The organism is Timonella sp. A28 (genome assembly GCF_051200815.1).
Lineage (GTDB): Bacteria > Actinomycetota > Actinomycetes > Actinomycetales > Cellulomonadaceae > Timonella.
This window is the reverse complement of sequence record NZ_CP195159.1, coordinates 2,401,272-2,424,694: the sequence shown is the minus strand read 5'-3', so window position 1 is coordinate 2,424,694 and position 23,423 is coordinate 2,401,272. Positions and strand designations below refer to the sequence as shown.

At 53.9% G+C, this 23,423-nt stretch carries 21 protein-coding genes; 2 read left to right on the top strand and 19 right to left on the bottom strand.

What is annotated here, in order from left to right:
• Positions 1-8 precede the first annotated feature (8 nt).
• The 13 genes from nuoL to ACR9EC_RS11395 form a co-directional block, all read right to left on the bottom strand.
• A complete protein-coding gene (gene nuoL, locus ACR9EC_RS11455) occupies positions 9-1,931 on the bottom strand; it encodes an NADH-quinone oxidoreductase subunit L (protein WP_435299351.1) in 1,923 nt (640 codons plus the stop codon).
• A gap of 15 nt (positions 1,932-1,946) precedes the next feature.
• Positions 1,947-2,246, bottom strand: a complete 300-nt coding sequence (nuoK, locus tag ACR9EC_RS11450; protein ID WP_435299350.1) for an NADH-quinone oxidoreductase subunit NuoK — start codon at positions 2,244-2,246, stop codon at positions 1,947-1,949.
• A 1-nt stretch (position 2,247) separates the two neighbouring features.
• Positions 2,248-3,108 (bottom strand): NADH-quinone oxidoreductase subunit J, encoded by an 861-nt coding sequence (locus ACR9EC_RS11445; protein WP_435299349.1) that lies wholly within the window; start codon positions 3,106-3,108, stop codon positions 2,248-2,250.
• Positions 3,105-3,806 carry an NADH-quinone oxidoreductase subunit NuoI gene (gene nuoI, locus ACR9EC_RS11440; protein WP_435299348.1) on the bottom strand — a complete coding sequence of 234 codons (702 nt, stop codon included), beginning with the start codon at positions 3,804-3,806 and terminating at the stop codon, positions 3,105-3,107. The genes ACR9EC_RS11445 and nuoI overlap by 4 nt, the downstream gene beginning before the upstream one ends.
• On the bottom strand, positions 3,799-5,139 hold the full coding sequence (gene nuoH / locus ACR9EC_RS11435; protein ID WP_435299347.1) for an NADH-quinone oxidoreductase subunit NuoH: 1,341 nt from the start codon (positions 5,137-5,139) through the stop codon (positions 3,799-3,801). The genes nuoI and nuoH overlap by 8 nt, the downstream gene beginning before the upstream one ends.
• Positions 5,139-7,808, bottom strand: a complete 2,670-nt coding sequence (locus ACR9EC_RS11430; RefSeq protein WP_435299346.1) for an NADH-quinone oxidoreductase subunit G — start codon at positions 7,806-7,808, stop codon at positions 5,139-5,141. Before ACR9EC_RS11430 ends, nuoH begins: the two co-directional genes overlap by 1 nt.
• A complete protein-coding gene (gene nuoF, locus ACR9EC_RS11425) occupies positions 7,808-9,124 on the bottom strand; it encodes an NADH-quinone oxidoreductase subunit NuoF (protein WP_435300657.1) in 1,317 nt (438 codons plus the stop codon). The genes ACR9EC_RS11430 and nuoF overlap by 1 nt, the downstream gene beginning before the upstream one ends.
• A gap of 29 nt (positions 9,125-9,153) precedes the next feature.
• Positions 9,154-9,852: an NADH-quinone oxidoreductase subunit NuoE gene (nuoE, locus tag ACR9EC_RS11420; protein ID WP_435300656.1), complete on the bottom strand. Its 699-nt coding sequence runs from the start codon at positions 9,850-9,852 to the stop codon at positions 9,154-9,156.
• A gap of 14 nt (positions 9,853-9,866) precedes the next feature.
• Positions 9,867-11,216: an NADH-quinone oxidoreductase subunit D gene (locus tag ACR9EC_RS11415; protein ID WP_435299345.1), complete on the bottom strand. Its 1,350-nt coding sequence runs from the start codon at positions 11,214-11,216 to the stop codon at positions 9,867-9,869.
• Positions 11,213-11,938 (bottom strand): NADH-quinone oxidoreductase subunit C, encoded by a 726-nt coding sequence (locus ACR9EC_RS11410; RefSeq protein WP_435299344.1) that lies wholly within the window; start codon positions 11,936-11,938, stop codon positions 11,213-11,215. The genes ACR9EC_RS11415 and ACR9EC_RS11410 overlap by 4 nt, the downstream gene beginning before the upstream one ends.
• On the bottom strand, positions 11,935-12,486 hold the full coding sequence (locus ACR9EC_RS11405; RefSeq protein ID WP_435299343.1) for an NADH-quinone oxidoreductase subunit B: 552 nt from the start codon (positions 12,484-12,486) through the stop codon (positions 11,935-11,937). Before ACR9EC_RS11405 ends, ACR9EC_RS11410 begins: the two co-directional genes overlap by 4 nt.
• A 13-nt stretch (positions 12,487-12,499) precedes the next feature.
• On the bottom strand, positions 12,500-12,862 hold the full coding sequence (locus ACR9EC_RS11400) for an NADH-quinone oxidoreductase subunit A (protein ID WP_435299342.1): 363 nt from the start codon (positions 12,860-12,862) through the stop codon (positions 12,500-12,502).
• Positions 12,863-13,429: 567 nt separating this feature from the next.
• On the bottom strand, positions 13,430-14,125 hold the full coding sequence (locus tag ACR9EC_RS11395) for a demethylmenaquinone methyltransferase (RefSeq protein WP_435299341.1): 696 nt from the start codon (positions 14,123-14,125) through the stop codon (positions 13,430-13,432).
• A 53-nt stretch (positions 14,126-14,178) separates the two neighbouring features.
• Between ACR9EC_RS11395 and ACR9EC_RS11390 the strand changes: the two genes are divergently transcribed.
• Entirely contained in the window at positions 14,179-15,519 is a 1,341-nt protein-coding gene (locus ACR9EC_RS11390; protein ID WP_435299340.1) for an isochorismate synthase, read from the top strand.
• 66 nt (positions 15,520-15,585) lie between these two features.
• On the opposite strand, the gene ACR9EC_RS11385 is transcribed toward ACR9EC_RS11390, so the two are convergent.
• The 4 genes from ACR9EC_RS11385 to ACR9EC_RS11370 form a co-directional block, all read right to left on the bottom strand.
• Entirely contained in the window at positions 15,586-17,046 is a 1,461-nt protein-coding gene (locus tag ACR9EC_RS11385; protein WP_435299339.1) for a S1C family serine protease, read from the bottom strand.
• A gap of 110 nt (positions 17,047-17,156) precedes the next feature.
• The gene (menD, locus tag ACR9EC_RS11380; RefSeq protein WP_435299338.1) at positions 17,157-18,917 is read right to left on the bottom strand and encodes a 2-succinyl-5-enolpyruvyl-6-hydroxy-3-cyclohexene-1-carboxylic-acid synthase; all 1,761 of its coding nucleotides are present in this window, start codon (positions 18,915-18,917) and stop codon (positions 17,157-17,159) included.
• A gap of 62 nt (positions 18,918-18,979) precedes the next feature.
• Entirely contained in the window at positions 18,980-19,960 is a 981-nt protein-coding gene (locus ACR9EC_RS11375) for an o-succinylbenzoate synthase (RefSeq protein WP_435299337.1), read from the bottom strand.
• Positions 19,961-19,963: 3 nt separating this feature from the next.
• The gene (locus tag ACR9EC_RS11370) at positions 19,964-20,578 is read right to left on the bottom strand and encodes a TetR/AcrR family transcriptional regulator (protein WP_435299336.1); all 615 of its coding nucleotides are present in this window, start codon (positions 20,576-20,578) and stop codon (positions 19,964-19,966) included.
• A 139-nt stretch (positions 20,579-20,717) separates the two neighbouring features.
• On the opposite strand from ACR9EC_RS11370, the gene ACR9EC_RS11365 reads away from it, so the two are divergent.
• Positions 20,718-21,671 (top strand): 1,4-dihydroxy-2-naphthoyl-CoA synthase, encoded by a 954-nt coding sequence (locus ACR9EC_RS11365; protein ID WP_435299335.1) that lies wholly within the window; start codon positions 20,718-20,720, stop codon positions 21,669-21,671.
• A 239-nt stretch (positions 21,672-21,910) separates the two neighbouring features.
• Here ACR9EC_RS11365 and ACR9EC_RS11360 read toward each other — a convergent pair whose 3' ends face one another.
• Positions 21,911-22,168 carry a hypothetical protein gene (locus ACR9EC_RS11360; protein WP_435299334.1) on the bottom strand — a complete coding sequence of 86 codons (258 nt, stop codon included), beginning with the start codon at positions 22,166-22,168 and terminating at the stop codon, positions 21,911-21,913.
• Between the two features lie 114 nt (positions 22,169-22,282).
• A complete protein-coding gene (locus tag ACR9EC_RS11355; protein ID WP_435299333.1) occupies positions 22,283-23,380 on the bottom strand; it encodes a DUF3048 domain-containing protein in 1,098 nt (365 codons plus the stop codon).
• Between the last annotated feature and the right edge of the window lie 43 nt (positions 23,381-23,423).

Genomic DNA, 23,423 nt, shown 5'->3' with positions numbered 1-23,423 from the left:
CACTCCCCTCAGTTCCAAATCGCAAACACGATAATGAGCACAGTAATGAGTCCTGCCAGCATCATGGCTGCATACGAGCGTATGTAGCCGTTGTGGAGTTTTTTGAGTCCGATTCCGATAGTTCCGATCAATGAGGCAAGCCCCATGAATGAACCGTCAACAACTTTTTTGTCCGCGTAGACGAGGGTTCTCGTTGCGTATTGCCCTGGCAACATGAACAGTGTTTCGTTTACGGGGTCTTGGTAGAGGTCTGCTCGAGCTGCTCGGGTCAGTGGTGAACCGTGCGGTGCTTGGGTAGGTACCGTTGAGGCTCCATATTGGCGCCATGCGAGGAACGCTCCGATGGCGACGATCACGAGTGTGGAGATCATGATGACTGGAATCGCGATGACTGGGTCGTGGTGTTCTGCATGTCCAGTTACGGGTTCGAGCCACACTACGAAGTTGTTTCCGAGTGCTAGGACTAGTCCGAGGAGAGCAGAGCCAGCAGCCAAGATGATCATTGGCCAGGTCATGAGTGCTGGTGATTCGTGTGGGTGGCGTTGCACTAATTCGTCATTTTCGGTGTCTGACCATCGTGCTTTTCCGTGGAATGTCATGAAGAAGAGTCGTGACATATAGAAAGCTGTGATTCCGGCGCCAATTAATGCGACGAGGCCGAATACCCATGGCTGCCAGCCTTCTCCGTGGTTTGCGGCAAACGCTGATTCGATGATTTTGTCTTTTGACCAGAATCCAGAGAATGGCGGTACACCGAGGATTGCAAGCCAGCCTAGACCGAATGTAATCCACGTGATTTTCATGAATTTTGAGAGCCCACCGAAGTTACGCATGTTCACGTCGTCGTTCATGCCATGCATGACGGATCCTGCGCCTAGGAACATTCCTGCTTTGAAGAAGCCGTGTGTGAGCAGGTGGAATATGGCGAAGGCGTATCCGATAGGTCCAAGTCCTGCGGCCAGCATCATGTAACCGATTTGCGACATGGTTGATGCTGCCAGTGCTTTCTTAATGTCGTCTTTGGCGCATCCGACTATTGCTCCGAAGAGCAGCGTGATCGCTCCGATGATGGCGACGACGAGAAGTGCTGTTGGTGTTTCGTTAAATATTGGTCCGGAACGAACAATTAAGTACACACCTGCGGTAACCATTGTGGCCGCGTGGATAAGTGCTGATACGGGGGTTGGGCCGGCCATCGCGTCGCCGAGCCATGCTTGCAATGGGAATTGTGCCGATTTTCCGCATGCTGCGAGTAGCAGCATAAGACCGATGAGGGTGAGCACGCCGGTGTGGCCTGCTGCTGCGGTGGCTGCTGCTTCATTGTGCACGGTCGTGAAATCTAGCGATCCGAATTGGGTGAAGATCGCGCCAAGCGCGATGATCATTCCGACATCGGCGATACGGTTCATGACGAATGCTTTTTTCGCTGCTGTTGCGTAGTTGGGGTTGTGGTTCCAGAACCCGATGAGGAGGTATGAGGCTAGGCCGACGCCTTCCCAACCGACGAAGAGCAACAGGTACGAGTTGGCGAGCACCAGAATAAGCATGGAGGCCACGAATAGGTTCAGATACGCGAAGAAGCGGCGCCGGTCTGCGTCGTGTTCCATGTATGCGACTGAATAAATGTGGATGAGTGTGCCGACGAACGTGACGAGCATGACGAAGGTCAAGGAGAGCGGGTCGACTCGTAGTCCGGCGGAGACATCGAGTGTGCCTGCTGTGATCCATTGGAAGAGCGTAATGTCGATGACTCGTTCGCTTGCGTCTCGAGTCAACAGTTCAATAAGTGCTCCTGCGCCAACAGCGAAGGTGAGGGCCGAAGCGGCTACTCCCAGCCAATGCCCCCAACTGTTTGAACGTTTTCCTGCTAGGAGCAGGATGGCGGCGCTCAGAAGCGGTATGGCGATAAGGAGCCATGAAGCGTTGATCATGTCAGTGACTCCCGGCTAGTTCTTGAGCAGATTGACGTCATCGACTGACACCGTTCTGCGTGATCGATAAATGGACACGATGATTGCTAGTCCTACAACAACTTCTGCTGCAGCTACTGTCATGACGAAGAATGCGACAACTTGACCGGTTAGGTCGCCGTGAATTCGTGAAAAGGTTATAAACGCTAGGTTTGCGGCGTTCAACATGAGCTCGATACCCATAAACATGATGATGGCGTTTCGGCGTAACAGAACAGTTGCTGCACCAATGGTGAAGAGGATAACCGCGAGGTACAGGTAGTTTGCGTAATCCACGTCAGTTCTCCTTGTCTTCGTCTGCAGGTGAACCGGTAGCTGTTGGGTTATCGGTGTTGTGGTCTGCTTCTGTTGGTGTGGCGGCAGAGCCGGTGCGTTCCCACGTGCTTGGGGCTGGCTTTCCGGCTTCGTCTAACAGTTCAATATCTGGGTCGTAGATGGGGCCTTTGTCTTGCCCACGAGCGCGAAGCACACGCGACACGGAGGATTCCACTGGTTTTCCGTGTGGGTCGAGTGCTGGCACGTCCATGGCGTTGCGTTGCGCAAATACGCCCGGGCTTGGGAGTGGGGTAAGGCGTGCGCCTGAGGCTACGCGCGCATCTGCGAGTTCTTTTTGGCCGATTCGCTTAGCGAGTTTGCGTTTGTGGGTCATGGTCAGTGCAGCGATTGCTGCGGTGACAAGCAAAATGCCGACGAGTTCTAGTGGGAAAACAAAGTTTCCGAGGAGTACTCGGGCGAGTTCTGCGGGGTTGTTGTCCACTGTCGCTTGGTGGCCCATTCCGCCAGATAATGTCATTCTGCCGAGGAAGGTGATGAGGACGATACCTAAACCGATTCCTAGGAGCCATCCGATAAAGCGTTGACCTTTGAGGGTTTCGACGAGTGAGTCGCTCGTGTCAACACCCACAAGCATGATGACGAACAAGAACAGCATCATGACTGCTCCCGTGTACACCACAATTTGGACGATGCCTAAGAAAGGTGCTTCGTTAGCGATGTAAAGAACCGCTAGTGAAATCATGACAAAGACCATGCACACAGTTGCGTGCACTGCTTTGCGGGCAAAAATTAGTCCAAGTGCTGCAAGCACGGTAAGCGGTGCAATGCACCAAAAGAGGATGGCCTCAGCTCCGGAGGTCATGACTGCACCACCTTGTTGGTTTCTACTGCGTTTCGAGCAGCGTCAAGGGTAGGTTCGTCGGGGCGGTGCTCTTCAACCCAATCGATTTGTGTTTGAGTTGGACGAGTGATTTCCCCGCGATAATACTGGGTGTCTTTCGTGTCTTCTACCATCGGGTGAGGGGCGGCAAGCATGCCGTCTCGTAGCGGTGCTAGGAGGTCCTCTTTTTCGTAGATGAGGCCTTCTCGTGTGGGACCGGCTAACTCGAATTCGTTCGTCATTGTGAGTGCACGAGTTGGGCACGCTTCAATGCATAATCCACAAAATATGCAGCGTAGGTAGTTGATTTGGTAAACAGCGCCGTATCGTTCTCCTGGCGAGATGTGTTGTCCCTCTGGCAGGTCGGCGTTTGCTGCTGCTTCAACATAGATGGCGTCTGCTGGGCAGGCCCACGCACATAGTTCACAGCCGATACATTTTTCTAGGCCGTCAGGGTATCGGTTGAGTTGGTGGCGACCATGATAGCGAGGCTTGGTACCAACTTTTTCGAATGGGTATTGTTCCGTAACAACGGGACTGAAGAACGAGTTAAGTGTCACTCCAAAACCGGCTACTGGGGCAAGGATTTTCTTTACCCCAGTATTTTCTGGAATGAGGCTCTGATACTCGTCTGCGCCCGGCAAATGATCGGGGGTGCTCCCCTGCGGTGTCTCACTCATCATTTGCCTCCTTTGAACGTGTAGTGACGTCGGTTGCGACTTCAAGTTGGTTCACTGTTGCCGTAGCAGTTTTAGTCCGTGACGCACGTGGTGAGGGTGGTAATGCTTGCCCTGGTAGTGGTGGCACGGGGTAGCCTCCTGCGAAAGCATCGAATGTTGCTTCTTCGTGGTCGTGGGGGTCACGCGCTGGAGCGCGCTTTGTTGCACGCACATCTACGACGATGGTGACCATGAGTACCACGAAGGCTATGGCTGCGGCGCCGAATAAGAATGGGCGGGCATCAAAGGTGAGGAAGCTTTGAAGTCCTTGGAAGAAGGCAAGCACAAAGATCCACGCCAAGGCGAATGGAATGAGTACTTTCCAGCCCAGTGACATGAACTGGTCGTATCTGAAACGTAAGAGGGTTCCTCGCACCCACACGAAAATGAACATGAAGGTCCACATCTTGAGGAGGAACCATAGCAGCCCCCACCAACCTTCGTTGAACATGCCGTCGTTGATGGCGCCAAGCCCAAATGGTGCCCGCCAGCCGCCAAAGAATAATGTGGTTGCCACGGCAGATACGTTGATCATGTTGATGTATTCCGCAAGGAAGAACCATGCGAATTTCATCGAGGAGTATTCCGTCATATACCCGGATACAAGTTCGCCTTCTGCTTCTGGAAGGTCGAATGGGAGACGGTTAACTTCTCCCATCATCGATATGAGGTAGATGATGAATGCCGGTAGGAGCGGCAAGAACCACCACACGTACTCTTGCGACGCGACGATCTCCGATGTCGACATGGAACCGGCCATGATGAATACGGAAACGAGGGACAACCCCATGGCTAGTTCGTACGAGATGACCTGTGCGGTTGATCGTACGGAACCGAGGAGCGGATAGGTTGATCCTGAAGACCACCCACCAAGCACGATGCCGTACACACCTACGGAAGCACACGCAAGGATGTACAACGTAGCGACTGGGAAGTCGGTGAGTTGTAGCGGCGTGACAATGTCTGTGAATGGAACGGTGACTTCTGGCCCTAATGGGATAACCGCAAAGACGAGAAGCGCACAGAATACTGAGATCATCGGCGCAAGAATGTACACAAACTTGTCCGCGGCTTTCACCGTGATGTCTTCTTTGAGGAGCAGTTTCATTGCGTCAAAGAGGGACTGCAGCAACCCGAATGGACCGTGCACGTTAGGCCCGGGGCGTACCTGTAAACGTCCCACTACTTTGCGTTCAAACCAAATTGCGACAAGAACACTCAGCAACAGGAAAACAAGAATCAATACGGATTTGACGATGTACGTGACAATTCCGTCGTTTGAAAAGTCGGCCATTATGCCTCCGTCCCTTCTGGTGCACCAACGTGTGCTGCAACAAGTGCTGGGTGAAGCGTTACGACTGCTCCCGCGTCAACGCCTAGGGTTTCGTAGACGAAAGAACCTGGCGATTTCAGCGGAAGCCACACTACATTTTCTGCAATATCAGTGAGTGCAACAGGCAAGGTGATCTGCCCGTGTGGTGTGCTAACAGTGAGTGGTTCCCCATCAGTGACACCCAGTTTTGCTGCGGTTTTGGTGTGCACTCGTACAACAGGGGTTTTTGCCGTACCGGCGAGGAACCGTTCTGCTGTTTGTAATGCTCCTGCGTCAAGGAGTTGATGCCATGTTGCAAGAACCGCTTCACTGTCAGCAAGCTCATGCGCAGGTACGGGGGCGGTGTCTGGTTTGTCCGTGCGGGCACCGTCCCATACGCCGAGTTGATCGATGTCTCGTCGGACGTCTTCTAACTGCCCGAGCGCGATAGATAGCCCGAGCGCGTCGGCTAGTGACGACAGCACCCTGTGGTCTGGTTGGGCACTTGTTGTCAGTGCGCGCCCGAATGGTCGCACGCGGCCTTCCCAGTTCCAGTAGGCGCCTGCACGTTCGGTAGGTGGGGCGACTGGGAACACAACGTCAGCGTACGGTGTGACGTCTGATTCACGGACTTCAAGTGACACTACAAAGTCAGCGGATTCTAACGCTTTGTGTCCGCGTTGTGGTTGAGGAAGGTCTGATAGTTCTAGACCGCCAAGGACGACTGCGCTGAGTGACTTATTGATCAGCCCATCAACGATCTGGGTGACGTCGTGGCCGGGCTCAGCTGGCAAAGAATCGATGTTCCATGCGGCCGCTAAATCAATTCGTGCCGCATTATCTGAAACAGGGCGTCCACCAGGCAGTAGGGACGGCAAGGCACCCATTTCTACGGCACCTCGTTCACCTGCACGACGTGGAATCCACGCTACTCGTGCGCCTGTTTCGTCTGCGAGCTTAAGAACAGCCGTGTATGCGCCCGGTGATGTTGCAAGCCTTTCACCGACAATGATGATGGCGTTGTTCCGGAGATCAGCGGCAGCTTGTGTGAGTTCTTCGGTCGTGTTCTCACTTACGGTGAGACTCGATAGTGTGCGGGCTTCGTCGCCTGGAGCTGTGCGTAAAAGAGTGGCTCCGTGTTCACCTATGCGCTGGATACCGCGTGTTGCGTACGGTGCAATCGCATACGTTGTGAGTGTTCCTTTACGGGCTGCTTTACGTAGCCGCAAGAAAACAATTCCGCCTTCTTCTTCGGGCTCGAATCCGACGAGAAGCACTGCTTTTGCTGCTTCGAGGTCGCGGAAAGTAACTCCAACGCCAGAACCGGCAACTGTAGAGCCCAAGAAGTTGAGCTCTTCGTCTGAATGGGAACGGGCACGGTAGTCAATGTTGTTGGTGTGTAGTGCAACGCGGGCAAATTTTGCATACGCGTAGGCGTCTTCAATGGTTAACCGACCACCTGGCAGCACTGCCACGCGTGAAACATCATTGTTGTGGGCTGCTTGTAAGCCTGCCGCAGCTTTTTTGATTGCTTCCGCCCATGACGCTTCACGCAGTTCCCCACGCGTTCCATCCGCATTGCGGTCGCGCACGAGCGGTTGTGTGAGGCGTCCGGGCGCATTTTGCCACGTGAAAGCAAAACGGTCCTTGTCAGTAATCCATTCCTCATTTACGAGAGGATCATTGCCCGCCAAACGACGCATAACAGTTCCACGACGATGGTCAACGCGGATCGCTGAACCGGACGAATCGTGTTCAGAAATCGCTGGGGTTGACACTAAATCAAATGGGCGGGAACGGAAGCGATACGCTGCGCTTGTTAATGCACCTACTGGGCAAATCTGTACGGTGTTCCCAGAAAAGTACGACGAGAACACTTGCCCAGACTCATCAACTTCAGCAGCACCTACTGGAGTTTCACCTTGAGGGGTTGATGCATATGCGTCTGCTGCAAGTTCTTCGTGTGCTAACCCGGCAATGTCATTGCGTGCCACAGTGTCGATGTCTCGCGGCGCGTATCCTTGGCATCCACCCGCAGGTTCTTGAGCAAACCCGAGAATGGCTTCATCGAAGCGACCAATTTGTTGTTGTGCGCCTCGTTTTTGCAAGTCAATGAAGGCGTCGCCAGCAATTTGCTTAGAGAATCGTGTGCATCGTTGACACAAAACGCATCGTTCCCGGTCAAGCAAAATCTGTGTTGACACAGAAATCGGTTTCGGGAAAGTACGTTTCACATCGATGAAACGAGTTTCAGCATGTCCGTGACTGAGCGCTTGGTTTTGCAGCGGGCATTCGCCGCCCTTGTCACAGATTGGGCAGTCTAACGGGTGGTTGATGAGGAGTAACTCAAGAACACCTTTTTGAGCTTTATCTGCTACAGGTGAGGTGTTTTGGGTACGAACCACCATGCCCGGTGTTGCCTCAAGCGTGCATGATGCTTGCGGTTTTGGCATTGCCCGCAAGTTACCTTCGCGATCTGGCAGTTCAACTTCTACAAGACACTGACGGCATGCACCGGCAGGTTCAAGCAGCGGGTGATCGCAGAAACGTGGAATCTCAATTCCTGCTTCTTCTGCGGCACGAATAACGAGTGTTCCTTTCGGAACCTCAGTTTCGACGCCGTCAAGTGTGAACGTAATGTTGTCGGTCATTAGTGGCCTCCGACTCCTGCCAGCATCGTGCGCTGTTTTGGCGTGTATTCAAAAAGTGCTGACCGTTGCGGCGGGAACAAGTCACGTGCTGCGGTATGCATTCCTGCTTCAAATTCCTCGCGGAAGTATGTGATCGCTGAGGTGATAGACGATGTTGCACCGTCTCCCAGAGCACAAAAAGCGCGGCCAAGGATGTTGTCACACGTATCGAGGAGTGTCTCGATATCCCCTGGCTGGCCCTTGCCTTCTTCTAGACGACGTAAAACTTGTTTGAGCCAGTATGTTCCTTCACGGCATGGGGTGCATTTACCGCATGACTCGTGAGCGTAAAACTCTGTCCATCGGGTTACGGCTCGCACCACTGAAGTGGTGTCGTCAAAGATTTGTAGGGCCCTCGTGCCAAGCATTGAGCCGGCTGCACCAACAGATTCGTAGTCGAGCGGAATATCAAGGTGTTCTTTTGTGAACAGTGGTGTGGATGAGCCGCCTGGTGTCCAGAACTTCAGCTCTCGACCATGACGCATGCCACCAGCCATGTCGAGCAGTTCACGCAAAGTGATACCGAGTGGGGCTTCATACTGTCCTGGTCGCGTGACGTGACCTGAGAGTGAGAACAAACCATTACCAGCAGATTTTTCTGTTCCCATCGCGGTAAACCAGTCGGCACCGCGGTTCACAATCTGAGGCACTGACGCAACAGATTCGACGTTGTTGACCACCGTTGGGCGCGCGTACAGTCCTGCTACTGCGGGGAATGGTGGTTTCAGGCGAGGCTGGCCTCGTCGTCCTTCTAGCGAGTCAAGCAGTGCTGTTTCTTCACCACAAATGTATGCTCCTGCTCCAGCGTGCACCGTAATGTCGAGGTCGAAGCCTGTACCTTGGATATTCTTTCCGAGATAACCGGCTTCGTAGGCTTCTTCGACTGCACGCATGAGCCTGCGGTACACGTGCACGACCTCACCACGCAGATAAATAAAGGCGTGATTGCAGCCGATGGCATATGAGGTGATGATGACACCTTCGATGAGGAATTGCGGTGCAGCCATCATCAGTGGGATGTCTTTGCACGTTCCTGGTTCTGATTCGTCGGCATTCACGACGAGATAGCGTGGTCCTCCATCGGCGGGTGGCAGAAAGCCCCATTTCATTCCAGTGGGGAATCCTGCGCCGCCGCGTCCTCGCAGACCAGAATTTTTCACTGTTGTAACGAGGTCTTCGGGCTTTTGAGTAAACGCCTTTTGCAGACCTTCATACCCGCCGTGTTCGAGGTAGGTTTTCATGGTCCACGACTGTGGGTGATCCCAAAATGCGCTCATTACTGGGGCGAGCACGGTGTTGTACTGTGTCACTTTGCGTCACCTTCATTTACGGACTGTGGTGCTTCCCAGCCTTTTTCACGGGCGAGGATGGTGCCTTCCACTGTTGCCTTTCCACCGCCGGTGCCTTCGTCTGCGCGTCCGTCGGGGAATCCTGCAAGTACTCGTGAGACTTGCTTGAACGTACAGATTTTGTTGGGTCCACGGCTTGGGGCAACCTCTTTTCCGGCACGCAAGTCGTCGACGAGTGTGGTTGCGGTTTCTGGCGTTTGGTTGTCCATAAATTCCCAGTTCGCCATGACCACTGGGGCGTAGTCGCATGCCGCGTTGCATTCGACTCGTTCTAGAGTGATTTTTCCGTCTTCAGTGGTTTCGTCGTGACCGATTCCGAGGTGTTCGGACAGTTCGTCGAAGATTTCGTCGCCACCCATAATCGCGCATAGCGTGTTGGTGCATACTCCAATGGTGTAGTCGCCATTTGGTTTGCGTTTGTACTGGGTGTAGAACGTGGCCACTGCTGAAACTTCGGCTGTGGTGAGGTCGAGTAGGTGCGCACATAATTCGATACCGCGACGCGATACGTAGCCGTCTTCTGACTGCACCAGATGCAGCATTGGTAGCAGCGCCGACCGTGGTACTGGGTAGCGGGCGATGATTTCTTGCGCTTCGCGGACGAGCCGTTGGTGTACGTCTGGCTCGTACCCGTGTGTAGCGGTGGTTTCTGGCATGTCACGTGGAGCGGTCACCGGTCCACACCTCCCATAACTGGGTCGATTGATGCTACTGCGACAACAACGTCAGCTACTTGCCCGCCTTCACACATGATGGATGTGGCTTGCAGGTTGTTGAACGAGGGGTCGCGGAAATGGGCTCGGTATGGGCGAGTTCCGCCGTCTGATACGAGGTGGACGCCTAGTTCACCGCGAGGGTGCTCCACCGTTTGCCAGACTTGTCCGGCTGGGACTCTAAAGCCTTCGGTAACAAGTTTGAAGTGGTGAATGAGGGCCTCCATGGAGGTTCCCATAATGTTGCGGATGTGCTCGTAGGAGTTTCCTTGACCGTCTGCACCGATCGCAAGCTGTGAGGGCCACGCAATTTTTTTGTCGTCGACCATAACTGGCTGGCCTGCGGTGTTTTCCAGTCGTTCTAGGGTTTGCTCGACGATGCGCACTGATTGACGGATTTCTTCAAATCGCAAGACAACACGATCGTATGAGTCCGCGTTCTTTAATACGGGAACATCGAATTCGTATGTTTCGTATCCGCAATACGGTTGTGCTTTGCGCACGTCATATGGGAGACCTGCAGAGCGCAGAATTGGGCCGGTGATTCCTAACGCCATAGCGCCAGACAAGTTGAGGTGCCCGACTCCTACTGTGCGTAGTTTAAAGATGGGGTTTGCCAGGGTTAAATTTTCGAGTTCCCGCGCATATTTCACAATGAGTTTGAGTGCGTCACGGGCTGCTGGAATAAATCCTGCTGGGAGGTCTTGTGCGACTCCACCTGGGCGAATGTATGCGTTGTTCATACGCAACCCTGAGGCCATTTCGAAGAGACGCAGCACTTCTTCACGTCCAGTAAATGCTGCGGTCATAACGGTTGTCGCACCGAGTTCGTTTCCACCCGTACCGAGGCACACTAGGTGAGATCCGATGCGTTGCAGTTCCATCATGAGCACCCGAATAATGGATGCGCGTTCTGGGATGTCTTCGGTAATGCCTAGCAGCTTTTCGACAGCAAGGCAGTAAGCAGTTTCTTGAAATATTGAAGCGAGGTAGTCCATGCGGGTGCAGTAGGTTACGCCTTGCACCCACGTGCGGTATTCCATGTTTTTTTCGATACCTGTGTGTAGGTATCCGATACCTGCACGTGCTTCGGTGACGTGTTCGCCGTCCATTTCGATCATGAGTCGCAGCACACCGTGCGTTGATGGGTGTTGTGGACCCATGTTCACGATGATGCGTTCTTCACCGAGTTGACGTATTTCTTCAGTGATTTTGTCCCAGTCTCCGCCGGACGCATCAAACTGTGGGGCAGAGTCGTCTGTGTAGTCTGCTCGTGTTGCGTGTGGTGTTCCTTGCGGGGTGCTCACGAGTATGACCTCCTTTGGTCTGCCGGTGGAATGGATGCGCCTTTGTATTCGACTGGGATGCCGCCAAGCGGGTAGTCCTTGCGCTGTGGGTGGCCTGGCCAGTCGTCTGGCATTTGGATTCGGGTGAGTTCGTCGCGTCCGGTGAAGTTGATGCCAAAGAAGTCGAATGTTTCGCGTTCGTGCCAGTCGTTTGCTGGGTATACGCTCACGGTGCTTGGAATTGTGGGATCAGTTTCTGGTGCGGCAACGTCTAAGCGCAGGCTGCGCCCGTGTGTCACTGAGGTGAGGTGGTAGACGGCGTGGAGTTCACGTCCGGTGTCGCCTGGGTAGTGGACTCCAGAAACGCCTAGGCTCAGTTCGAAACGTAGGTCTTGGTCGTCTCTGAGGATCGTGCAGACTTCGAGGAGGTACGTGCGGTTGATGAAGAGGGTGAGTTCACCTCGATCGACGGCGACTGATTCCACTGCTTCGTTTGGGTCTATGCCTTGTTCTGCGAGTACTTCGGTGAGGAAATCTACTGCGTCGTCAAACCAGCCGCCGTATGGTCGCGGTGAGTTCTGCGCAAGAATGACGTGTGTGGTCAGGCCACCAAATCCTGTGGTGTCTCCACTGGAGGTGCCAAACATTCCGGTTCGTTTGCCAACGACTTCATCTGCTTGAGCAAACAGTGAAGGCGCACGTGTTGGTTTTTCTGCTCCGTCTTGTGGAGTTAGTTCTGTCACTTGAGCAGGCCTTTCATGTGTGAAAGTGGCTGTGCTTCGAGCGCTGCTTTTTCTACGGCTGCAACGATGTCTTTGCGGTGACCGAATAGTGGCTCTGTTTGTATCTGCGTGTGCAGCTCAAGAATTGCATTGATGAGCATTTCTGGGCGTGGTGGGCAGCCTGGTAGGTAAATGTCGACGGGGACGATGTGGTCAACGCCTTGCACAATCGCGTAGTTGTTGAACATTCCTCCGGATGAGGCGCACACGCCCATGGAAAGAACCCATTTGGGTTCTGCCATTTGGTCATAGACTTGGCGGACTACGGGTGCCATTTTTTGGCTTACGCGTCCTGCCACGATCATGAGGTCTGCTTGGCGCGGCGAGGCTCGGAAAACTTCCATGCCGAAGCGCGAAAGGTCGAAGCGGCTTGATGCTGTTGCCATCATTTCGATTGCACAGCATGCAAGGCCGAAGGTTACGGGCCAGAGGGAACCCTTACGGAATGTTCCGGCGAGCTCTTCAACTGAGGTGAGGAGAAATCCTGGGGTTGCTTCGTCGTGTGACATGATGCCCTTTCTGCTACGCCCAGTCGAATCCACCGCGTCGCCATTCGTAAATGAATGGCACGGTGATGAGGGCAAGGAATGAGAGCATTGCGACTAACCCGAATGCAGCGAGGTGGGTAAAGTCGACAGCCCATGGATATAGGAAAACTACCTCGATATCGAAAATGATGAAGGTCATTGCGATGAGGTAGTACTTGATTGGGAATTTTCCGCCACCGACTGCGTGCGGGGTGGGTTGTATTCCGCATTCGTAGGCTTCGAGTTTTGCCTTGTTATAGCGTTTCGGTCCGATCAGTGCACTTGCTATGACGCCACCGAGGGCAAGCACAAGGGCTATCCCCATGAGCACTAGGAGCGGAACATATGGGTTGGTCATACCGAAGCCACCTCACGATTCGTAGCGTCTGATCGAACCAGTTATTCGATAGGTCATGCAGTTTTGATCGATAGTGGCATGTGCTACGACCCGCTTCGCTTTGTCACGAAACAGCCGCACCAAGTGTTCGGTGCAGCCATGGGCAACGTTGCCTATGCCTTTTTCGTTCACCTAATACTTTGTTAGTTCTCTTCTGTTTCTTTGGGACCGAGGTCCTAGCAGTGCCGGGGCGGGCGGGCTGGGCAGATGCAGGATTTACGTCTTTTTGACCCATCAGAAAACATGGTTCTTGTGAAGGCGTTCACAAGCCCACATGACACTGTAGCGATGATCACATCGACCGTCTGCTTAGGCTACCCTTCCTTGGGCAGGATTTTTAAGCAAAAATCGCTATTTTTCAGCGTTTACGGTTTGAAAATCCATCTGACAACTTTCCAGTTACCTGCATTTTTGAGACGTTTAGTCTCGATTTATGGATGTTTTTATTGTGTGCCTCATCACGCACCCGCTTAACTGTACGCACACAAAGATTCCCAAGGCCCCTAAGCCTTGGGAATCACTAATGAATTACGAAACTTTAGTACCTCTATGCAAGGCAACGATGCCGCCCGAGAGATTACGGAACGCGACCTTACGCCATCCCGCTTCCTGCATCAAAGCGCCCAGCTCTTCTTGTGTAGGCCACTGCTCGATTGACTCAGCTAGGTAGTCGTACGACCCAGAATTTCTCGTCACAACGCCGGCCATCTTTGGCAGGGCTTTCATAATGTACTGCGAATACACCTTACGGAAAGGAGCCCACGTTGGAGTGGAAAACTCACAGATCACCACGCGCCCGCCAGGTTTCACCACTCGATGTAGTTCTGCGAGCGCCTGCCCCGTTTCTGCGACATTACGCAAACCAAAAGAAATAGTTGCCGCATCAAATGAGTCATCGGCAAAAGGTAGACGAGTTGCGTCTCCTGCCACAAATGACAGATCAGGTCGGCGCTCTTTACCTACGCTCAACATTCCAAAGGAAAAATCGCACGGTACGACGAGTGCACCGGCAGCGTCAAAAGGCTCTGACGATGTGCCGGTACCAGCAGCAAGGTCAAGGATCCGCTCTCCCGGCTTGGGGTCGACGGCTGCAACCGTTGCCCGACGCCAGGCACGATCTTGACCCAGTGAGATGACATCGTTTGTGACGTCATATTTAGCGGCTATTGCATCAAACATTGACGCCACTTCTTGCGGCTTCTTATCCAAGGAGGCACGAGACATGTATTCATTATCTCAGTTAATAGTGGGTGCTTGGGGACTTATCCTTGAATGTGATGAGTACTCACGCCACTGAACCAGCACATGACCCTGCGCTGGGTTCACATTCTTCAGCGACACAGACCTATCCACGCATAGTTGCGCGCACAATAAAAATACCTGCGCGCGACGAGTCACTGGATGCTCTTGTGCGTTTGCTGCCTCACCAGGCGCCGCTTGCTTGGGTGCGTCGAGGCGAGGGAATTGTTGGGTGGGGTGAAATAGCTCGTTTTGATACGTCTGGCGCGTCGCGTTTTACCGATGCGATGCAGGCATGGAACACCATCCGCGAGCATGCGATCGTGCGTGACGAAGTTTCGGTTCCCGGCAGCGGACCTGTCGCTTTTGGTTCGTTCGCGTTCGCGCAGGAAAGCGCTGCTTCCAGTGTTCTGATCGTTCCGCAGTTTGTTGTAGGGCGACGCGCTGACGCGTGGTGGTTCACGGTGATGACGACGGTGGAAGAACCGTTTGCTACGACTCCGACGTTGGACGAACTTGTTGCGCAGCATCAGCCCATTACGAGCCCCGGGCAGGTGGATTTCGAAACTGGGGCGCTTACGGGTGAGCAGTGGCAAGAGGTCGTCGCTGATGCTGTGCACCGTATCCGCAATGATGAGTTAGAGAAAATTGTGCTTGCACGCGATGTCATCGGAACCAGCGAACAGCCCATTGATGTGCGACATGTCTTGTCCAATTTGGTTGACTCGTATGAAAACTGTTGGACGTTCAGCGTCGATGGCATGATCGGTGCAACCCCGGAGTTGCTTGTCCGCACCGAAAAGGGCCTCGTTACGAGCCGCGTACTTGCTGGCACCATTCAACGCACCGGCGACGACGAAACTGATACTGCTCGTGCGGCGGTACTCGCTCACTCGTCGAAAGACCTTGAAGAACACGAATATGCCGTGCGATCTGTAGCTGATGCACTGCGCCCTTATTGTTCGTCACTGAACGTACCCGAAACACCTTTCGTGCTACACCTACCTAATGTGCTGCACTTAGCCAGCGATGTTGCAGCTGTTGTTGACACTCATGCTGGCGCGACGAGCCTGTCACTCGCCGCGGCGTTGCACCCCACTGCTGCCGTGTGCGGCACGCCCACGGACCTAGCAGCACAACTCATTTTGGATATAGAGAACATGGATCGTTCTCGTTATGCAGGCCCAGTGGGCTGGGTTGGCGCTGATGGGGATGGCGAATGGGGTATTGCTTTGCGTTCAGCTGAGTTGTGTCAGGACAACCCGAACACGATTCGTCTGTTTGCTGGTTGTGGGATTGTTGCAGCGTCCAACCCCGCAGATGAGTTGGCTGAAACGTTCGCTAAGCTGCGTCCTATGACGAGCGCTGTGCAGGCGTAATCTGCGCCGTACAGCGAGGAAGGGGTGAGGCGCACAAGCGCCTCACCCCTGCAATATAGTGTGTGATCAGTTGTTAGATAGGCCCGGGAAGAGGTCTTCTAGATTTGGCAGGTTGCTGGGATCTTCAGAATTCCATCTGCCCTGCTGTCCGCGGCCGTTGCTGCTTCCGTCGTCACGCCCAGAACCGTCTTGCTGCGGTGTTGAGGTGGCTGTTTCGGTACGGTTGCTTAACGTTGCTTTGACTTCGATGAGCTTTCCATTGCGCACCACACCTAGGGTGACTTCGTCACCGGCGTTGCTTTCACGTACAAAACCGGTAAGAGACTCTGACCCGGTAACCGCTTTGCCATCAATGGAGACGATAACGTCTTTGGCTTTCAAACCTGCCTTAGCAGCAGGTGAATCTTCGCTCACGCTTGCCACCAATGCGCCTTGACGGGTGAAACCGTTAACGCTTCCTGTTCCGTCCGTCATACGAACACCTAAGAAGGCGTGTTTTGCTTCACCGTTGTCGATCAGTTGGGCACCGATGTTTGTTGCAAGGTTTGATGGGATCGCAAAGCCAAGACCAATTGAGCCGCTTTGGCTGAGTGGTGAACTGGACATCGTTGCGATAGACGAGGTGATACCGATGACTTCGCCTTGTGCGTTAAAGAGTGGGCCACCCGAGTTGCCGGGGTTGATAGCCGCATCAATTTGGATCGCGTTTGTAACAACCAATGTGCCGTCTGAGGTTTGTGCGGTTGTGACAGGGCGGTCAACTGCGGACACGATTCCTGTGGTTGCGGTTTGTGAAAGGCCTAGCGGGTTACCCATCGCCATGACTGAAGAACCTACGGCTACTTCGTCTGAGTCGGCAAATACTGCGGACTGTAGGTCTTTAGGTGGGTCTTGGAGTTTCAACACGGCAAGGTCTGTTGCTGGGTCAAGTCCTGTGATGTCGGCCGTGTAGATGCGCCCGTCGTTCAAGGTAACGGATACTTTGTTTCCGGTCGCGCCTTCTACAACGTGGTTGTTGGTGAGAATGTGGCCTTGACCGTCAATGATGACGCCTGATCCTTGGGAGCCACCGCCGTCGGTTGCGACTTGGATTGCGACGACTGATGGTGCAACTGCTGCGGTCACTGCCTGCCAGTCAGGGTTTTGGTTTGTTGACGAGGTGACTGGAGCAGACACCGATGAGTCAGTTTTCGTGCCGATTTCTGGAGACTGCGATTCTGAAGATGATGCGGCAGCTGGTGAATCGTCGTCTGAGAACTGACCTGTCAATGCCGCAGTTCCAACGCTTGCAAGCACAGCTGCGATCGCGGCTGTTGCAACGAGTGGCAGCACCATGGTTTGTTTCTTCTCTGGTGCGGGCTGCTCTGCTGCATGCTGTTCTGTTGCATCTGGCTGCGCAGGCTGAACCGGAATAGCCTGAGTTTCTGGTTGTTGTGGGGCATTGGCGGTGGGCACAACTTGGGTGTCGTCTTGTGCTGGTGCGTTGTCTTCGTTACCTGAGACGTTACCCTTTTCGTTGTTTTCCATTGTGGTCCTCCTTGGTGTTCTTGCTATCTAGATAACACCTTCGCTCTGGAACACTGCTTGGAATTTCCTGAAAGAACTTTGAACGTGGCGAAAAGTGCGGTTAGGTGCATTTAGGCTAATGCATCTAGACCTGCGGTGATACGTCGAAAAGCGCGAGTGCGTTCCTCCCGAGAAAACACAATTTCAAACACGCGGATCGAGTCACTACCGCTTTTCAAGAGCATTGAGAGCTCATCATCCGTGGAAATCCGCTGATAATCGACACCATATGCGGCGCATAACAGTTCAATGTGCGCCTCATGTGGGGTGCCAAACACTCGTTCAAATAATTCAAAATCACCCGCTGCGCCATGCTCTAGGCCAGAGAAGATCGCTCCCCCTTGGTCATTCAAGACGATGATGTCGACTGGGGCGATAGGCTCTTTCGCGCTTCGCAGCAGCCCGCCCGCATCATGCAGGAAGGTGAGATCGCCAAGGATGGCGCGCACCCGCTTACCGGTGGCAAAAGCCAACCCTAACGCGCCAGAAATCCCACCATCGATTCCGGCGAGTCCGCGTTGCGCTTCTATCTGTTGCCCATCAGACCATCGGGTGACATATGCATCAGCGTCCCTAATGGCCGATGAGGCACCAAAAAACACGATGTCGTTGTCGCTCACATCCACTGTCGCTCGTATTGCGCGCGCAGGAGCCAAGCCTGTGTGGAGGTCTCCGCTGCCGATTTCGTCGTCAAGTAGACGGGCTACCTTTTGAGAGTGTGTTTTCCACTGTTGTAACCACGATTGGTTGTCATCAGTTGCGTGCTGCTTCGACACCAGTTGTTGCGGAATGCCATACAACACCATGTCAGCGCTATTGCTTGGGTCGGTCCACGGACCAGTCCCCTGCGCAATGACAACCGTTGTGACGTCCTCTCGTGCAATAAGGCGCTGCACGGCGCGAGTCAGCGTGGGATGCCCACACACAATAACCTGTTCGATGCTTTGCGTGAGTGCGTGCAACCGTCCGTGCGTGTGAGTGAGGATGTGCACTGCACCTGGAATCGCCTGCTCGTGGCCGACAAGCCCAGACGAAGGCTCTGCGATGATGGGCCATCCGTGTGCTTGAGCGAGGTCTCCGACCGCCTGCGTTGCATTATCACCAGCGATGATCACCGTGTTTTTTATTGCCGCTATTGTGTGGGCGTGGAGCGCGTCATCAACGTAGTGCGTTGTATGACGGTGCGGCCCAAAACTGACAGGTTCAGGTATCTCTGCGGCAACGCGTTGCATGTGTTTGAGTTCGTCGCTGTGTGGGGCCAAAGGTTCACGAAAAGCCATATTCACGTGAACAGGCCCGCTTTGTTGCGTAACTCCTGTCGCTGCAGCCCAAGCGCGTGCTGCACCTGCGTGAACTTCTGCGGCTTCACGAGGCCGCCCGCACGGAGCGGGAATATCAACAACTAAACGCACCGACGAACCAAACATTCCCACATGCGTTGTTGTTTGGTTCGCACCCGTGCCACGCAATTCGTGTGGCCGGTCTGCACTGACCACAATCAACGGAATATTGCTGTGGTGTGCTTCCAACACTGCCGGGTGCAGATGAGCCACTGCCGTCCCAGAGGTGGTAATGACCAAAGCCGGACGTTCTGGGTTTCCCTTGCCCACACCTAAAGCTAAGAATCCTGCAGTTCGCTCATCAATACGCACATGCAATCGCACAAGGCCTTGCTCCGCGGCAACATAAGCGGCATACGCAAGAGGCGCAGAACGAGAACCCGGGCACACGACCACATCACGCAACCCTTGAGCAATAAGTTGCGCGAGTAGCCCCTGAGCTTGAGCTAACGCAGGAGGCAACGGCGCAGAATGATCGAATGCAGTATCCACCAGTGTTCCAGTCAGGTAAGTGTTTCTTTAACTGCCCTTAGGTTATCTTTCAACTGGTTAATCTACCGCTGGGACGACACAGTGTTGCCGCTTGTGCCCCCTGCTTCGATGAGGCGCGCTACTCGCTGATACCTATCAAGCCACCATGCAGTGCGCTCTGGCGATGCTTGCACAAGCTCGCGGTGCTGCGTCGTCAAAGGAGGTCGTCGAACATCAATACTTCCGTCGTGTGCAGCCAATGGTTCATCAACAAGGTCGTGCACAAACAACGATGACGTTGCCAACCCGCACGCATACGGCAGCTCTGGTAGGGCTGCTGCGAGCGCAATACCTGCGGCAAGGCCCACTGAACTTTCGAGTGCTGATGACACGACGACTGGTCGGTCAAGTTCGTGTGCTATTTCTAGGCAGGCCATGACTCCGCCAAGTGGCTGCACTTTCAAAACCATAATGTCGGCGGCGTCTGCGCGTACAACCGCGTAGGGGTCTTCTGCTTTTCTGATTGATTCGTCGGCGGCGATGGGGATGTGTGTGATTCGACGAAGTTGAGCTAGTTCTGGGACTGTCGCGCAGGGCTGTTCTACGTATTCGAGTCCACCTGCGGCGCGGTCGAGGAGTTTGAGTCGCGTTGCTGCGGTGGGGACGTCCCAGCCGCCGTTTGCGTCGATGCGTATTTTTCCGTGTGGCCCTAATGCGTCTCGTACGGCTTCCAGTCGGGCGATTTCTTCGTCGACGGTTTGGCCGTGTTCTGCAACTTTTACTTTTGCGGTGGTGCAGCCGTGTGGTGCGGAGGCTAGGGCGTGTGCGGTTGCGGGGTCAGTTGCGGGGATAGTGACGTTTACGGGTATGTGTGTGCGGCGCGGTGGTGGGAAACCTGTATGTGCGGCTTCGTGTGCGGCTCGCAGCCAGGCAGCTGATTCGTGGTCGTCGTATTCGGTGAAGGGGGAAAATTCTGCCCAGCCTGCAGGCCCTTGGTAGATGAGTCCTTCACGTTGTGTGATTCCGCGGAAACGTACAGTGAGGGCTGTTGAGTATACGAACACCTTTTAAGGGTACGTTGTTGTGTGGTGGGCGGGTGCGTGTGTCCCGGTTTCGACGAAGAGTTCGAGGAGTGTTGCGTGCACGCGTTCTCGGATGGGTAGTCCGTCGCGCATAGCTAAGAGTACGGCACCGTCGATGCAGGCGATGATGACTTCTTCGGCCATGGTGATTTTGGTTTTGATGAGTGCTGTGTTGATGGCGGCGCAGTATGAGTTGCTGGCTGATACGCGGCGGTGGGCTTCTTCGTCTGAGCGTCCGAGCACGACGGCGTGTTCGTAGTATGCGCGTATTTCTAGTTCTGTTCCGTAGGGCAACGCTACTTTGGTGAGGATTTCTGCGGCTTGTGCGGGTGTTGTCGCGCAGGTGTCGTGCAGTTCTTTCGCGTGGGTGGTGGCGTGTCTAGCCCATTCGTCGGCTAAGCGTTGTCCGGCTAGTGCGAGTAGTTCGTCGCGTGAGGTGAAGTAGTAGGTGGTTGCGGCTAGGGGCACGTCTGCTTCTGTTGCTACTCGACGATGTGATACTGCGTGGGGGCCTTCGCGCACCATGAGTGTGAGGGCTGCGTCGATGATTGTTTCTCGACGTTCCGATCCTCGTGCTTGGCGGCGTGGGCTCGTACTCATATCGCGAATCTACCTGTCGTGTGTGTACTGAGTGTTTCGCGGGGTGCGTGCTGTGTATCCGTTGTGTAACAGGTTTGAGTTGTGGTGAGTTGGGTGGCTGTTGTCGTCGAGTGCTGGTGTGGTGGCCTACAGTGAGTGTGTGAGTTCGATTCCTGAGAAAATTTCTGAGACCTTTGATCCGACAAAATGGCGCACTATTGCCGGTTTTGAGGAGTTAACTGATATTACGTATCACCGTGGGGTGGATCGTTCGGGTGAGCAGGAACGTGATCTTCCTGTCGTGCGTATCGCTTTTCACCGTCCGCAGGTTCGTAATGCTTTCCGTCCCCACACTGTTGATGAGTTGTATCGGGTTCTTGATCATGCGCGTATGACGTCTTCCGTTGGAACAGTTATTTTGACGGGTAATGGTCCGAGCGCTAAAGATGGCGGTTGGGCTTTTTGTTCTGGCGGTGATCAGCGTATTCGTGGCCGTGACGGGTATAGATATGTCACAGATAATGCGATTGAAACTCGTGACGGTATTGATCCTGCGCAGGCTGGCCGTTTGCACATTCTTGAGGTGCAGCGTCTGATCCGCACGATGCCTAAGGTTGTTATTGCGGTTGTTAATGGGTGGGCTGCTGGTGGCGGGCATTCCCTTCATGTTGTTGCTGATTTGTCGATTGCTTCTCGCCAGCATGCCCGCTTTAAGCAAACTGACGCGAATGTTGGTTCGTTTGATGGCGGGTATGGTTCAGCATATTTTGCGCGTCAGGTTGGTCAGAAGCGGGCTCGTGAAGTGTTTTTCTTGGCACGTGAGTATTCTGCTCAGGACGCGTATGAGTGGGGTGCTGTTAATGAGGTCGCAGACCACGATGAGGTTGAAGATGTAGCGCTGGAATATGCGCGCACTATTGCGTTGAAGTCTCCGCAAGCTATCCGCATGTTGAAGTTTGCTTTCAACCTAGCGGATGACGGGCTGATGGGGCAGCAAGTTTTTGCTGGTGAGGCAACCCGTTTGGCGTATATGACTGATGAGGCTGTTGAGGGGCGGGATTCGTTCTTGGAGCGTCGTGACCCTGACTGGTCGAGCTTCCCGTACTACTACTGATCATTGCCGATCAGCATCAGTGGAGGGTGTGGGCCTGAATGCCTAAGGCTCGCACCCTTCACATTGTGCATGTAGCGCCTTGCCCTGCAGTAAACAAAAAAGCGGCTGGTATTCCTCCTGGACTAGGAATACCTACCGCTCTTAAGCGTTGTGCCAGATCCCCTGGACTGAATCGGCACAGACTATGTTCTTATTCAGTGTGTGTTGTCAGGTGTGCGCAACTTACACTGCATGCATCGTCATAGGTTGACGATGAGTTGTGATCCCCACTCAATTGCGTTGGCTGTCACGACTGCAAAGCCTGCAAGCAATCCTCCCGCTGCGAGAAACGCGATCCCGACTGCGGCAACTGAGGATGGACTGAAACGCCGCGCAATCGGTTCACGCTGTGTTTCGACGAGGTGCTGCGGCCTCTCCTCAACCGTGGCGTGGCGGTAACCAGTCACGGGTAGTGAAGAGACTCGTTGACTGACTTGAATGCTTGTTACCGCTGCCATATCTAAATTGTTTCAAGAAGAACGGTTTTCCGCGACAAACAAGCGGCTGATTTATGCAGGTGAAGCCTTGCACTTTAGGTGGTAGGATTCCCCACCCCATGTCATACCAAAGTACTAGTCGATGGTTATTTTTCCTGTTTTCTTAGGTAAAAGCTCCACCCACGTATTACCCGGTGCTAGGTCTACCGGGTTGCCGTCTTCGTCATGCAAAGTCAGTGGGCTTGAATTGTCTTTTTTCGTCCACTTAACTTCAAGGGTTTTTCCACCCGTAGCAACAACGCCCGTACCTGTTCCGGTGAGGTCATAGTCAGGAACTGGGGCTCGGTTTTGCGCATCAAACCCTGAGTCAAAGTGACGAGCCCGCACAACAACAACGTTTGTTGCTGATAAGCGTTTCCCCGATGCCGCAACAGCCTTAAAAGTACCTTCTGAACGAAGCCATTTCTTTGTTTTGCTATCCCACGTCCATTTAGGCGATGAGGACGTAGACATCCGCAACGACACAGTGGAAGCTTTCTTGCCGTCCTCTACCGCAGTCGCATTCGAAAGTTTATCGGCAAAAGTGAACTGCTCTTCGGGAGAATCAGCGTTCTTTTTTGAAACGAGCTTAGCGAAACCGCTCACATCGCCATACAGGTTGTGTGGTGCAGCCCGGTAACGTGACCGCCACAGTGCGCTTGCTGCAGAGTTTTCGTCAAAAGCCTCAATGTTTTTGTCTTTTGCCACCAGTTTCAAAATCCCAGTCTGGCCACCTGAATAGATGAAAGCACCACCCAATGGGGAAACCACCCGCACGTCCATGGGACGCACTGAACGGATCGGCCCAATTTCTTTGGGATATTTTGAATGGTAGACGGCAATAAACCGAGATACCTCAAATTCGACGATTGTTTCCCACACGACGTCAGCGTCTTCCAGCCCTGACTGTGGGCGAGCCGCCGCAGTGTTTTCGACCTTAACAGCCACTGCTGGCCGGTTCTTAACAGAGTCGCTTTCCTTGCCAGTAAGCGGCCACACAACGGGTTCCGGTTCTGGCTCAGGCGTAGGCGTGGGGGTTGCCGAGGCTGTTGCTGCCGGTGTCGTCGATGGTGTGGTAGGTGCTGGTTCAGGCTCTTTGGAGCATGCAGTGATCAAGCTTGCTGAAAGCACTGCAACCATTGACATACCCACGAGACGATTCATTGGTACGCGTGCCACGTGCCGATCGCTCATTCTGGTTTCCTCCAGTTAAAGAATGTGCGGTGACGCGCATCGT

Excerpts from the sequence above, each read along its gene's own strand:
- ACR9EC_RS11370 (WP_435299336.1), bottom strand. The coding sequence starts at position 20,578 with ATGAGTACGAGCCCACGCCGCCAAGCACGAGGATCGGAACGTCGAGAA.
- ACR9EC_RS11430 (WP_435299346.1), bottom strand. The coding sequence starts at position 7,808 with ATGACCGACAACATTACGTTCACACTTGACGGCGTCGAAACTGAGGTT.
- ACR9EC_RS11445 (WP_435299349.1), bottom strand. The coding sequence starts at position 3,108 with ATGACCTCCGGAGCTGAGGCCATCCTCTTTTGGTGCATTGCACCGCTT.
- nuoE (WP_435300656.1), bottom strand. The coding sequence starts at position 9,852 with ATGCCAGAAACCACCGCTACACACGGGTACGAGCCAGACGTACACCAA.
- nuoF (WP_435300657.1), bottom strand. The coding sequence starts at position 9,124 with ATGAGCGCATTTTGGGATCACCCACAGTCGTGGACCATGAAAACCTAC.
- ACR9EC_RS11355 (WP_435299333.1), bottom strand. The coding sequence starts at position 23,380 with ATGAGCGATCGGCACGTGGCACGCGTACCAATGAATCGTCTCGTGGGT.
- nuoH (WP_435299347.1), bottom strand. The coding sequence starts at position 5,139 with ATGGCCGACTTTTCAAACGACGGAATTGTCACGTACATCGTCAAATCC.
- ACR9EC_RS11405 (WP_435299343.1), bottom strand. The coding sequence starts at position 12,486 with ATGTCACACGACGAAGCAACCCCAGGATTTCTCCTCACCTCAGTTGAA.
- ACR9EC_RS11395 (WP_435299341.1), bottom strand. The coding sequence starts at position 14,125 with ATGTCTCGTGCCTCCTTGGATAAGAAGCCGCAAGAAGTGGCGTCAATG.
- nuoI (WP_435299348.1), bottom strand. The coding sequence starts at position 3,806 with ATGAGTGAGACACCGCAGGGGAGCACCCCCGATCATTTGCCGGGCGCA.
- ACR9EC_RS11360 (WP_435299334.1), bottom strand. The coding sequence starts at position 22,168 with ATGGCAGCGGTAACAAGCATTCAAGTCAGTCAACGAGTCTCTTCACTA.
- ACR9EC_RS11385 (WP_435299339.1), bottom strand. The coding sequence starts at position 17,046 with ATGGAAAACAACGAAAAGGGTAACGTCTCAGGTAACGAAGACAACGCA.
- ACR9EC_RS11400 (WP_435299342.1), bottom strand. The coding sequence starts at position 12,862 with ATGACCAACCCATATGTTCCGCTCCTAGTGCTCATGGGGATAGCCCTT.
- ACR9EC_RS11390 (WP_435299340.1), top strand. The coding sequence starts at position 14,179 with ATGAGTACTCACGCCACTGAACCAGCACATGACCCTGCGCTGGGTTCA.
- nuoL (WP_435299351.1), bottom strand. The coding sequence starts at position 1,931 with ATGATCAACGCTTCATGGCTCCTTATCGCCATACCGCTTCTGAGCGCC.